The 12,041-nt window shown below is 69.0% G+C and carries 11 protein-coding genes and 1 pseudogene; 10 read left to right on the top strand and 2 right to left on the bottom strand.

Going from position 1 to position 12,041, the window contains the following annotated elements:
- Positions 1-155: 155 nt before the first annotated feature.
- The 6 genes and pseudogenes from ACIOMQ_RS32265 to ACIOMQ_RS32240 all read left to right on the top strand — a co-directional run.
- Positions 156-479, top strand: a pseudogene (locus tag ACIOMQ_RS32265) (amino acid permease); the annotation flags it as partial.
- A 52-nt stretch (positions 480-531) separates the two neighbouring features.
- A complete protein-coding gene (locus tag ACIOMQ_RS32260; protein ID WP_402191498.1) occupies positions 532-903 on the top strand; it encodes a hypothetical protein in 372 nt (123 codons plus the stop codon).
- Between the two features lie 176 nt (positions 904-1,079).
- Positions 1,080-2,096: an acetamidase/formamidase family protein gene (locus ACIOMQ_RS32255; RefSeq protein ID WP_362207166.1), complete on the top strand. Its 1,017-nt coding sequence runs from the start codon at positions 1,080-1,082 to the stop codon at positions 2,094-2,096.
- Between the two features lie 47 nt (positions 2,097-2,143).
- Entirely contained in the window at positions 2,144-2,737 is a 594-nt protein-coding gene (locus tag ACIOMQ_RS32250; RefSeq protein WP_362207099.1) for a peptidoglycan recognition family protein, read from the top strand.
- Positions 2,738-2,842: 105 nt separating this feature from the next.
- Positions 2,843-4,195, top strand: coding sequence for a GAF domain-containing protein (locus ACIOMQ_RS32245; RefSeq protein ID WP_401269494.1), 1,353 nt, complete (start codon positions 2,843-2,845; stop codon positions 4,193-4,195).
- Positions 4,192-5,715 (top strand): aldehyde dehydrogenase family protein, encoded by a 1,524-nt coding sequence (locus tag ACIOMQ_RS32240; RefSeq protein ID WP_362207095.1) that lies wholly within the window; start codon positions 4,192-4,194, stop codon positions 5,713-5,715. The genes ACIOMQ_RS32245 and ACIOMQ_RS32240 overlap by 4 nt, the downstream gene beginning before the upstream one ends.
- A gap of 162 nt (positions 5,716-5,877) precedes the next feature.
- Here the strand turns inward: ACIOMQ_RS32240 and ACIOMQ_RS32235 are convergent, their stop codons facing one another.
- The gene (locus tag ACIOMQ_RS32235) at positions 5,878-6,393 is read right to left on the bottom strand and encodes a hypothetical protein (RefSeq protein WP_401758286.1); all 516 of its coding nucleotides are present in this window, start codon (positions 6,391-6,393) and stop codon (positions 5,878-5,880) included.
- Between the two features lie 467 nt (positions 6,394-6,860).
- The gene (locus ACIOMQ_RS32230) at positions 6,861-7,427 is read right to left on the bottom strand and encodes a TetR/AcrR family transcriptional regulator (RefSeq protein WP_362207092.1); all 567 of its coding nucleotides are present in this window, start codon (positions 7,425-7,427) and stop codon (positions 6,861-6,863) included.
- Positions 7,428-7,578: 151 nt separating this feature from the next.
- Between ACIOMQ_RS32230 and ACIOMQ_RS32225 the strand changes: the two genes are divergently transcribed.
- The 4 genes from ACIOMQ_RS32225 to ACIOMQ_RS32210 all read left to right on the top strand — a co-directional run bounded on the left by ACIOMQ_RS32225 (position 7,579) and on the right by ACIOMQ_RS32210 (position 11,573).
- Complete coding sequence (locus ACIOMQ_RS32225) at positions 7,579-9,048, top strand: MFS transporter (protein ID WP_362207090.1); 1,470 nt, start codon at positions 7,579-7,581, stop codon at positions 9,046-9,048.
- 138 nt (positions 9,049-9,186) lie between these two features.
- Entirely contained in the window at positions 9,187-9,837 is a 651-nt protein-coding gene (locus ACIOMQ_RS32220) for a CatB-related O-acetyltransferase (protein WP_402191428.1), read from the top strand.
- A 48-nt stretch (positions 9,838-9,885) separates the two neighbouring features.
- Positions 9,886-11,163 carry an erythromycin esterase family protein gene (locus ACIOMQ_RS32215; RefSeq protein ID WP_401758295.1) on the top strand — a complete coding sequence of 426 codons (1,278 nt, stop codon included), beginning with the start codon at positions 9,886-9,888 and terminating at the stop codon, positions 11,161-11,163.
- Positions 11,160-11,573: a VOC family protein gene (locus ACIOMQ_RS32210; protein WP_362207085.1), complete on the top strand. Its 414-nt coding sequence runs from the start codon at positions 11,160-11,162 to the stop codon at positions 11,571-11,573. Before ACIOMQ_RS32215 ends, ACIOMQ_RS32210 begins: the two co-directional genes overlap by 4 nt.
- Positions 11,574-12,041 lie beyond the last annotated feature (468 nt).

The raw sequence follows: 12,041 nt of genomic DNA, 5'->3' as shown, positions 1-12,041 counted from the left end.
CCGTACGGTAGGGCGCGCGAAACGCGGGGCCATGCATCGGACAACGCCTTCCCGTCGTCGGACAGAGGAGCCACGGGGTGTCGGGGGATTCGGGCAGCGGACTGTTACGTGATGCCGTCGGGCTGCGCGAAGTCCTCTTCCAGAGCATCACGGCGATGGCGCCCGCCGCCGCCATCGCCGCGTCCATTCCGTCCGGAGCAGCGTTCGCGGGCGGGAGTCTTCCGCTGTCCGTGGTGGTGGCGCTGATCGCCTGTCTGTTCACCGCCTCGTGCGTCGCGGAGCTGGCCCGCCATCTGCCGGCCGCCGGTTCGGTCGCCACCTACTGCGCGCAGGGGCTGCATCCGGCCATCGGCTTTCTCGTCGGCTGGGGCTATGTCTTCGCGGAGGCGCTGGTCCCCGCGCTGCTGCTGCTCCAGCTCGGTTTCGCGACAGCGGGCACCCTGCACCAGGAGTGGTCGTCCTACCCGGCGGCCCTGTGGTGGCCGTGGTCTCTGCTGGGCGCGGTGATCACCGCGTTCGCCGGGTTCTTCGGTGTACGGGACGGCGTTCGCCCTCGGCGGCGTCGGGGTGTTCCCGCAGACCTTCGCGCGTCTCCATCCGCGCCGCCGCTCCCCCGTCACCGGGGTGGCCGCGCAGTTCGTGATCGCGGTCGGCGCGGCTCTCGGGCTCGGCTTCGCATACGACCCGGTGACCGCGTTCGTACTGCCGGCCACCGTGATCGTCACCGTGATCACCGGGGTGTACATCGTCGTGAATCTGGCCTGCGCCGGGTACTTCCTGCGCCGACGGCGCGACGCGTTCAACCCCGTACTCCATCTCCTCTTCCCGGTGCTGGGCATCGCGGCGTTCGTGCCCGCGCTGCTGACGGCCGCCGGGATTCCGGTCTTCGACTTCGTCCCGTAGCTCAGTGCGCCGGTCTCCTACGCGGGTCCGGTCGCCGGTGTCTGGATGGTGATCGGGATCGTTGTCCTGGCGGTGCTGCTGCGCAGACATCCGCAGCGGGTGGCCCAGACCGGACGGATCCATCTCGACGAAGCCCCGGGGCATTCCGGGGAGACCAGGACAGGAGCAGTGCAGCGATGAGCGATCCCCGTATTCTGACCGTCCGCCCCAAGGAGGGCGAGTACGCCTGGACCTTCGGCGGAGCGGCGCCGGTCGCCCGTATCGAGCCGGGGACGTTCCTCGACGTGTATACGGAGGACTGCTTCGCCGGCCGGGTGCGCTCCGAGAAGGACCTGGTCTCCGAGGTCTGCGAGTTTCCCTTCCTCAACCCGCAGACCGGCCCTTTCCATGTGGTGGGGGCCGAGAGCGGCGATACCGTCGCGGTGCACTTCGTGTCCATCGAACCGGCCAGGGACTGGGCGGCCTCGACGACCGTCCCTCTCTTCGGCGCGCTCACCTCCACGCACACCACCGCGTCACTGCAGGCTCCGCTGCCGGAGGTGGTGTGGATGTGGCAGCTCGACCGGGCGCGCCGCACCTGTCTGTTCAGCGCTCGGGACAGTGACATCCGAGTGGAGCTGCCGATGGATCCGATGCACGGCACGGTCGGCGTGGCGCCGGCCAATCTGGAGGTACGGTCCGCGCTGGTGCCCGACGCGCACGGCGGAAACATGGACACACCCGAGATGAGGGCCGGCGTCACCTGCTATCTGGGGGTCAACGTCGAGGGTGCGCTGCTGAGCCTCGGGGACGGTCATGCCCGTCAGGGCGAGGGCGAGACCTGCGGGGTGGCCGTGGAGTGCGCGATGAACACGGTGGTGCTGGTCGAGCTGCTGAAGGGCGTCACGACTCCGTGGCCGCGCATCGAGTCCGACACCCATGTGATGTCGACCGGTTCCGCCCGGCCGCTCGAAGACGCCTTCCGGATCTCGCAGTTGGACCTGGTGCAATGGCTGGCGCGCGACTACGGGCTGTCCGAACTCGATGCCTACCAGCTGGTCAGCCAGGCCGGCGAGGCCCCGTTGGCCAATGTGTGCGACACCAACTACACCTGTGTGGCGAAGATCCGCAAGGAGTGGCTCCCCGCAGGTGACCCCCATCGCGGACTCCACCGCCATCTGCGGGAGACCGCGACGCCGCTGTCCGCCCCCTGACCCCGTTCTCTTCCCTTCCCTCTTTCCCCCCACGCACAGGAGTGTTCATGCACCGCAGAAGGATTCTTCAGGGCGCCGCGGCGACGGCGGCCGCAGCTCTGCTCCCCGCGTCGGCCCGCGCCGCGGCTTCCACGACGGCGGGCGAAACGGACTATCCGCTCGCCCACTGGACACCCGCCTCCACGTCCAATTACACGGAGTCGAACCGCCCTTCGGCCTATCCGGTCCAATACGTGATCATCCATGTCACCCAGGAGACGTTCTCGAACACGATCGGGATCTTCCAGAATCCGGCGAAGCAGGTCTCCGCGCACTATGTGGTGCGCTCGGCGGACGGCTACGTGGCCCAGTGCGTCCGGGAGCAGAACATCGCCTGGCATGCCGGCAACTGGGACTACAACACCCGCAGCGTCGGTATCGAGCACGAGGGCTGGGTGGACCAGCCGGCGTACTTCACCAACACCCTGTACGAGAAGTCGGCGCTGCTGACGGCCTCGGTCTGCGACCGCCACGGAATCCCCAAGGACCGTGCGCACATCCTCGGCCACGCCCAGGTCCCGGGCACCGACCACACCGATCCCGGACCGAACTGGGACTGGGTGCGCTACATCCGTCTCGTCAATCTCTACTCGGCCGGCTGACACGTCTCCACCGCCGCATCCGCTCACTCTCCGCATCCAGGTTGTCGCAGACGTCGACGGCGGCCACGATGGGGCATGTACGACGGCCCTGGACGGGAGAGTGAGTTGACGGACCCCTGGGTGGCCCTCGCGACCGATGCGGACCTCGGCGAACGGCTGCGCCAACTGCGACATGCCCACGAGGTGTTCACCACGGCAGGTCGGCTGGAGCGGCCGGTACGTCCGGTGGTCGGCGAGTCGTGGCGGCGCTCGGCACGGGCCCGGGTCAACCCGGACGGCGCACCGCTGGTGGAGCTGGGTGCGGACGAGATCGGGCCGTACCGGGACGGGCATCCCCTGGCCCCAGCCATGCCGGTGATCCGCGAGCTGATGAGCTCGTACGCGACGGACGGCGAACACCTTCTCGCGGTGTGCGACGCGCTCGGCAGGCTGCTGTGGGTCGAAGGACACCCGAGGACCCTGCGGGCCGCGGCCCGGATGAATTTCGTGGAGGGCGCCCGCTGGGCCGAGTCCGTGGCCGGCACGAACGCGCCGGGTACGGCCATCGCCGTGGACCGGCCGGTGCAGGTCTTCGCCGCCGAGCACTTCCTGCGGCCGGTCCAGCAGTGGACCTGCGCGGCGGCACCACTCCACGACCCGCACACGGGTCGGGCCCTGGGCGCCGTGGACATCACCGGCGGAGACCGGCTCGCGCATCCGCACAGCCTGGCGTTCGTGCAGGCGGTGGCGCGCGCCGCCGAGTCACAGCTGGCACTGCTCGCGCCCACGCCCGCCGGGGAGACCGTGCGGCTCAGTGCGCTGGGCCGGGACGAGGCACTGCTCGTCGCGGGAGGCCGCAAGATCCGGCTGAGCAGGCGGCACAGCGAGATCCTGGTGACGCTGGCCCGCCACCCCGAGGGCCTCTGCGGCGACGAACTCCTCGTCGAACTGTACGAGGACGAGTCGGTGACCCCGGTGACGTTGCGAGCCGAACTCTCCCGGCTGCGCCGCCTGCTCGGCCCCGGGCTCCTCCGCTCGCGCCCCTATCGTCTCTCCGCGCCGGTCGACGCCGATTTCGACACGGTCGCGCGGAGACTGGCGTCCGGCGCGGTGGCAGCGGCGCTCAGCGCCTACGCGGGTCCGCTGCTGCCGGGCTCGCAGGCGCCGTCCGTCATCCGGCTGCGGCAACGGCTCGACGAGCAGTTACGGGCGGCACTGATCGCGCGCGCCGACCCGGGTCTGCTGGCCGACTGGGCGTACAGCCCGTGGGGCGAGGACGACCTCCCGGTCTGGCGGGCGCTCGCGGCGGCCGCATCCGCGGGACAGCGCCCCGCGTTGCTGGCCAGGGCGCGCTCGCTGGACACCGAGCAGGGACAGCCCCTTTCGCCTGCAACGGGGTCGCAACGTGGCGCCGCCTACCTTCGCGCCGAGGGCCGTCCAACGGCGGGCGGCACCGGATCCGGGAGGCCACAGAGATGACCCGTTACGCTGCGCCGGGCACCGAGGGATCAATCGTCTCGTACGAGTCCCGCTACGACCACTGGATCGGCGGCGCGTACGTCCCGCCCGCCCGCGGCCAGTACTTCGAGAACCCCAGCCCCGTCAACGGCCGCCCCTTCACCGAGATCGCCCGCGGCACTGCCGAGGACGTCGAGCGGGCGCTGGACGCGGCACACGCCGCGGCCCCCGCGTGGGGAGCGACCGCGGCGGGCGAGCGCGCCTCCGTGCTCAACAGGATCGCCGACCGGATGGAGGCGCACCTGGAGGAGCTGGCGGTCGCCGAGAGCTGGGACAACGGCAAGCCGGTACGGGAGACCCTGGCCGCCGACATGCCCCTGGCCATCGACCACTTCCGCTACTTCGCCGGTGCGTTGCGCGCCCAGGAGGGCTCGCTCGGCGAGATCGACGACGACACGGTCGCCTACCACTTCCACGAGCCGCTGGGTGTCGTCGCGCAGATCATCCCGTGGAACTTCCCCATCCTGATGGCAACGTGGAAGCTGGCTCCGGCGCTCGCGGCGGGCAACGCGGTGGTCCTCAAACCGGCCGAACAGACCCCGGCCTCCATCCACGTATGGCTGAAGCTGGTGGCCGACCTCCTTCCGCCCGGTGTCGTCAACATCGTCAACGGCTTCGGCGCCGAGGCGGGCAAGCCCCTCGCCTCCAGTCCGCGCGTCGCGAAGATCGCCTTCACCGGTGAGACCACGACGGGGCGGCTGATCATGCAGTACGCCTCCGAGAACATCAAGCCGGTGACGCTGGAGCTGGGCGGCAAGTCGCCGAACATCTTCTTCGACGACGTATGGAACGCGGACGACGACTTCCGTGACAAGGCACTCGAAGGATTCACCATGTTCGCCCTCAACCAGGGCGAGGTCTGCACCTGTCCCTCACGCGCGCTGATCCAGCGCGGGCACTACGGCGAGTTCCTTGAGGCGGGCATCGCCCGCACCGAGAAGATCGTGCCGGGGCACCCGCTGGACACGGACACGATGATCGGCGCCCAGGCCTCCAACGACCAGTTGCAGAAGATCCTTTCGTACCTGGACATCGGCCAGCAGGAGGGCGCGAAGGTCCTCACGGGTGGTCAGAGGATCGAGTACGACGGGGAGCTGGCGGGCGGATACTACGTGCAGCCGACCGTCTTCGAGGGCGACAACCGGATGCGGGTCTTTCAGGAGGAGATCTTCGGGCCGGTCGTGGCGGTCACGTCCTTCGCGGACTTCGACGACGCGATCAAGACGGCCAACGACACGCTGTACGGCCTCGGCGCGGGCGTATGGACCCGCGACATCAACACCGCGTACCGGGCGGGTCGCGCCATCCAGGCCGGCCGGGTCTGGACGAACTGCTACCACGCGTACCCGGCCCACGCTGCCTTCGGCGGGTACAAGCAGTCGGGGATCGGCCGTGAGAACCACAAGATGATGCTGGAGCACTACCAGCAGACGAAGAACCTCCTGGTGTCGTATTCGCCGAAGAAGCTGGGCTTCTTCTAGGCGCACGAGAAAAGGCGCCTGACCTGGGATTTCACCCGGCAGGCGCCTTTCACTCAGCCCGCTCTCGACCGAGCCCGGCTTGCGCGCTAACTCCCATTTTCTCCCACTGCTGTACCCCTCCCGACCAGTGCTTCCGGACCAGTCACGGACCAAACCCCCGGTTCAACCCTCGGGTGCGTCACCTTGGCTGACGCGCTGCCACTCGTTCATGGACTGCTCGATGAGGCGGTTCGCCTGCTCTCGAAGGCCGTCGAGGAACTTGGCGTAGTGGCGAAAGAGAACCTCGATGCTCTGACGGGCGCGGCGGGCGCATTCGGCCGGGTCCACTCCGGAGTAGAGCCAGAACGAGGTCCCGGCGTGCCGGAGATCGTAAGGTCGCTTCGCCAGGCGAGAAGTCCTCTCGGTACGAGTCAGGGCGTGCTCCCGGGCCCGCGCCCACGTGATGCCGTAGGCGGCAGCGTCCACGTAGTTGCCAGCCTGGTTCCGGAAGAGTCGACCGTCGGGTGCCACATCGAACCGTTTCACATGGGCACGCAGCATGCGTACGAATTGCGGCGGGATCGGAATAGGTCGCGTCGCGTTTGCCGCGCGACGCTTGAACGAGTGCACCTCGTGCACCTCACCGTCGTCGGTCCGCTCCTTGCCAGACGTGACAACCCCGCCCGAGAGGTTGAGCATCCCCCATCCAGTCTTCGGCAAGTGACATTGATTGATCCGAAGATGGAGGACCTCAGCTGGCCGCATAGCCGTGAAGAGGCGTTGTAGAGGTCGTAGCCCCCGGGGGCTTTGTTGTGGGCACTGTTTGAACGTGCCCGTTGACCGCCTTCTAACTCAGGCCGTCGGCGTGTGGCCAGGGCCATGGGCAGGGCGCGTCCGGCTCCGGCGATACCGACCACTGACCGAGCACACCCGCCGCTTCGACGAATACTCCTCCCACGAGTTCGCCGACGAGCCCGACGCCTACGACCCGCACCTGACGTCGAATTCACCCCGATCCCCGGCGACGGCCTGCCGGCCGACGGATTCAGCCAGGCCGCGCGAGCCGGCCAAGGGGCGGATGCCGAGCGGGCCGGGCGCGTGTCGGCGAGCACCTCACGGTGCCGTAGCACTGCGTCCGAGGGCTGATCCCGGGGACCGGGTTGAGGTCACAGCAACCGGTCGACCAGCCCGTCGATGTAGTCCGGGGTGAGCGGGCCCATGCCGAACAAGACGCGGATATACATCGGGGCCAGGATGTGATCCAGCACCCCGAGCGCGTCGGGTGCGTGCTCGCCACGTTCGCGGGCGCGATCGAGCATGGACTGCAGTTGCCGGGTGCGTTCGGCGCGGAGGTCGTCACGAGCCTGCAGGCCTTGCTGACCGTTGCTGGACAGGGCGACGGCCAGGTGCAGCACCGCCGGACCGTCGGGTCCAGTGATCTCGCGGGCCACCTGGGCCGCGTAAGTGCGCAGGTCGCCGGCCAGGCTCCCGGTGTCGGGCATCGGCGACTGCGTGTTGAGGCGGGTGAGCGCCACGTCGCTGAGCAGGGTTTCCAGGCTGCCCCACCGGCGGTAGATGCTGCTGTCGGCTACGCCTGCACGGGCTGCGACGTCGCCGACGGTGAAGTTGCCGTAGCCGCGCTCGCTGATCAGGTTGGTCACGGCCTGGTGTACCTGCGCGCCGACGCGGGCGCTGCGCCCACCGGGCCGCCGGGCTCGCTGACTCTCGTTCATGCCCCCACCTTAACGCAGTCGTGACTTGCGTTTGCGGAGCGAGCCCTCTTATAGTCACCTAACGCAGTCGCTGACTGCTTTAGGGTGCTCAGGTGTATCGCCACCCGCGCCGACCGTGGCCGGGTGCAACTACCGATTGAGGGGGATCCCCATGGCTGCATCGCATGCGACCGTAGGCAGTCGATCAAACCGGGCCGTGCTGCTCACGGTGGCCTGCCTGGGCCAGTTCATGGTCCTGCTCGACAACACGATTGTTGGAGCGGCGCTGCCCGATATGCAGCTCCGGCTGCACACTCAGCTGACCGGTCTGCAATGGATCGTCGACGCGTACGTACTGCTGGTCGCCATGCTGCTGCTGTCCGGCGGTGTCTTCGCCGACCGGTTCGGCCGCAAGCGGGTGTACCTGACCGGCGTGGCGGTGTTCACCGCCGCGTCGCTGCTGTGCAGCCTCGCCCCCTCGGTCGGCTGGCTGGTCGCCGGCCGGGTGCTGCAGGGCATCGGGGCCGCGGCGCTGAGCCCTGCCTCGCTTGCCCTGCTCGCCGCCGCATATCCCGTGCCGCAAGAACGAATCAAGGCGATCGGGCTGTGGGCCGGATTCAGCGGAATCGGTCTGGCCGCAGGCCCCGTGGCCGGCGGGGTGCTGACAGAAGCCTTCGGCTGGCCCGCCATCTTCCTGGTCAATCTGCCCATCGGCGTGGTCCTGCTGCTGGTTGGCCTACGCCACCTCGGCGAGTCCTGCAATCCGAGCGCCCCCGCGATTGACATCCCGGGCACGGTGCTGTCCGTTCTGGCGGTGGGGGTACTGACCTACGGGCTGATCGAGGGTGCTGCCCGCGGCTGGACCTCACCGGTCATCCTGGGCAGCTTCGCCGCCGCGGTGATCCTCCTCGCCGCCTTCGTGGCCGTCGAAGCGCGTCGTTCCGCTCCGATGCTGCCGCTGCCGCTGTTCCGGCAGCGCCTGTTCACCGTGTCCAACACCGCCATGGTCGTGGTGGGGTTCGCGCTCATGGGTTCGTCGTTCTTCTTCTCCCAGTTCTTCGTCTACGTCCAGGGCAGCTCGATCCTGCGCGCCGGCCTGCAGACCCTGCCGGTATCCCTCGCCATGGTGATCGTCAGCCCGTACGCGGGTCGGCTCGCCGCCCGGTACGGCTTCCGAATCGTGGTTACCACCGGCCTGGCCCTGGCCGGCCTGGGACTGCTGGCGCTCGGCATGGTGCACGCCGACACCGGCTACGGGAACGTGTGGTGGCGGCTGGGACTCACCGGCATCGGCTTCGCCCTGGCCATGTCCCCACTGACAGGCGCCGCCATCCAAGCAGTCAGCCCGCAGGAAGGCGGCCTCGCATCAGGCATCAGCAGCACCACCCGGCAGATCGGCGCGGTGCTCGGCGTGGCGGTACTCGGAGCCATCGTCCGCACCCGGCAATCCGGCGGCGCCTCCTTCGAGACCGGCCTCAACAGCGCCTTCCTCGCTGCCGGCACCGTCGCTTTGGCCAGCGCCTTGTTCACCGGCCTGTGGCTGGCGAGGTCCAGGCCCGCGGAAGGCTCCGCGGCGCCGCACCGTTCCACCGATCCAGATGCGGTCACCACCTCGAACGAGGCATCCGTGAACAGCCGTTGACAACAACCGCCTTGGCCGGGAGAAGCGGCTGCGCGCCGAGAGCGTCGACACCACCATGCCGCTGCCCAGGACCCCAGGGCGAACGCTACTTCCAGGTCACCGCGTACCGACCGCTCGCACACGATAAGGGCGTCCGCCGTGCACGTACCCGCCGACCCCACAGTCCTGCACCCGATGCCTGACCAGCCGCGGGTGGCACTGCTCAAGCCGTTGGTCACGTCCCCGCTGATCGACGTCGGGGAGTACTCCTACTACGACGACCCCGACGACGCGACCGCGTTCGAGACCCGCAACGTGCTGTACCACTACGGGCTGGAGCGGCTGGTCGTCGGCAAGTTCTGCGCGCTGGGCACGGGGGTACGGTTCATCATGAACGGCGCCAACCACCGCATGGACGGCCCCTCGACCTTTCCCTTCCCCACCCTGGGCGGCTCCTGGGCCGACCACTTCGACCTGCTGACTGGCCTGCCCAACCGCGGGGACACCGTCGTCGGCAATGATGTCTGGTTCGGCCACAGCACGACCGTCATGCCCGGCGTACGCATCGGACACGGCGTGATCGTCGCCAGCAGCTCCGTGGTCACCAAGGACGTCCCCGACTACGGCATCGTCGGCGGCAACCCGGCCCGTCTCCTGCGCACCCGCTACAGCGACAGGGACATCGCCCGGCTGCTCGCGCTGGCCTGGTGGGACTGGCCCCTGGAGCTCATCAGCGAGCACGTACGGACCCTCATGTCCGGCAGTGCCGACGAGTTGCAGGACGTGGCACCCTCCCTCCCACACCCGTAATCCACCGCCCACGCGCTCGCCATCACCTCTCGGAAAAGAGCCGCCACCATGCCTGCCGCCACCGATCGAACCTCCTTCACCGACTGGCTCCACGGCCATGCCACCCCGCTCAGCCACCTCGACCCGGCGGCGCCCCTGGACGACCTGGAACCGCTGCGCGACATCCTCGACGGTGCCCGCGTGGTCGCCCTCGGCGAACACTCCCACTTCATCAACGAGTTCGCCGCGATGCGCCAGCGCATCCTGCAATTCCTCGTCGAACGCTGCGGCTTCACCGTCCTGGCCTTCGAGTACGGCTTCTGCGAAGCCATACCCCTCGATGCCTGGACCCACGGCACGGGAGCGGACGACGACCTCTCCGCACTCCTGGCAACCGCGGTCCCCATCGGACTCCAGGAACCACTGCGGTTCATCCGCCGCCACAACCGCACCGCCGCGAAACCGGTCCGCTTCGCAGGAATCGACATCCCGGCGGCCGGCGGGTCGCTGCTCCCCGCCCTGGCCCCGGTCGCCGACTACCTCCACCACACCGACCCGGAAACCCTGCCGATGGTCCAGAGCGCGACCACGATCGCCGCGTCCTTCGCCGGTGACTCGGCAGCCGTGGCCGCACCCGCATGGGCGCGTCTGACCACCACCGACCAGGACACCCTCAGCGCGCTCTTGGCGCGGCTGCTCATCCGATTCCGTTCCCTGAAACCGCTGTACCTCTCCCGCGGAGACCGGCACAGCTACGACACCGCCCTGCGATGCCTGGAGGCCGCCTGCCACGGCGACTACACCTTCCGCGCCATGGCCGCCCTCTTCGCCGGAGACGGTCTCACAGCCGACACCTCCGCCCGCGACCTCTACATGGCGGAGTCACTTCTGTGGCACCTGAACCGACTCGAACCCACGGCCCGCATCGTACTGATGGCGCACAACGCCCACATCCAGAAGACGCCGATCGCCTTCGACGGCCACCTCACAGGGCTCCCCATGGGGCAGCACCTGCACCACGCCCTCGGTGACTCGTACTTCGCTCTCGGCCTGACCAGCGTCACCGGCCACACCGCCGACATGCGTCGTGACGAGGCCGCTCCCTTCGGATTCACCGTCCACGACACCCCGCTGGAGCCACCCGCGCCGGGAAGCATCGAAGCGGCCTTCGCCGAGACCGGCCTCGGACTCGCCGTCGCTGATCTTCGTCAGGCCCGGGCCGAGAACCTCAGCGCCCCTGACCGCATCCGTATGCAGGGGATCTACCAGCACGCCCCGGTCATCGACGCGTTCGACGGCATCCTCAGCACACCCGTCTCCACCACCACCGAACTGGAGAAGCCATGACCAGCAGGTTCACCGAATTGGTCGTCGATTGCCACGATCCGCAGCGGCTCGCGGCCTTCTGGTGCGAAGTCCTGGACTTCACCGTGCTCGACCGGAGCGAGGGCAAGGTCGAGATCGGCTCCTGGGAGCCGACCGTCGAAGCTGTCCGAGCCGGCCAGATGACGCCAACACTGGTGTTCATCCAGGTGCCCGAGGGAAAAACCGTGAAGAACCGGCTCCACCTCGACGTGAGCCCCATCGACGCCAGCACCGACAACGAAGTCGCCAGACTGCTCAGCCTCGGCGCCACCACAGTGGACGTGGGCCAGGTCCCCACCCGCAACTGGACGGTCATGGCCGACCCCGAGGGCAACGAATTCGACGTCCTGCGCACCCTGGCACCCACCACCCACGCCACGCCCACTGCATAGCCAGGATTTGGCGCAAGACCGGGCCGCTCCAAGACTGTCCCCGGGCGATCTCGGCACCGCGCGATAGAGGCCAGACCATTGACAGCCGCGCCGACCCTGGGCAGGTGAAACGTCCCCATCCGCATCGGCCGGGTCAATGTCGCCCTCGCCGCCCGCCGCTACTCCCCCGTCTCTTCTTCGCGGTCCTGCAAGAGGACAGCTCTCCGGGCCCTCGAATCCGCCTGACCGACGCCTGGAACCGGCCCGACAGCACGACAGCACCCCTCCACGGGAAACACCGCCGTCGGGCCGCCCGGCTCCGTCTGATCATGCCGCCTGGCCGTAGCCGTCCGAGGCGGGCAGGCCATCGCCGCGCATCGACTCCACCAACCTGGTACGCCGCACCGCGGCGGTGACCGCCTCCGGCCCCCTCGCCCGCCAGGAGACCGCGGTACACGCACGACCCCGATCGCCTGAGCCCCGGCCCGG

This window comes from Streptomyces sp. NPDC087845 (genome assembly GCF_044742755.1).
In the GTDB taxonomy this organism is placed as follows: domain Bacteria; phylum Actinomycetota; class Actinomycetes; order Streptomycetales; family Streptomycetaceae; genus Streptomyces.
The sequence above is the reverse complement of the archived record's forward strand: the minus strand, read 5'-3'. Positions and strand labels throughout refer to the sequence as shown.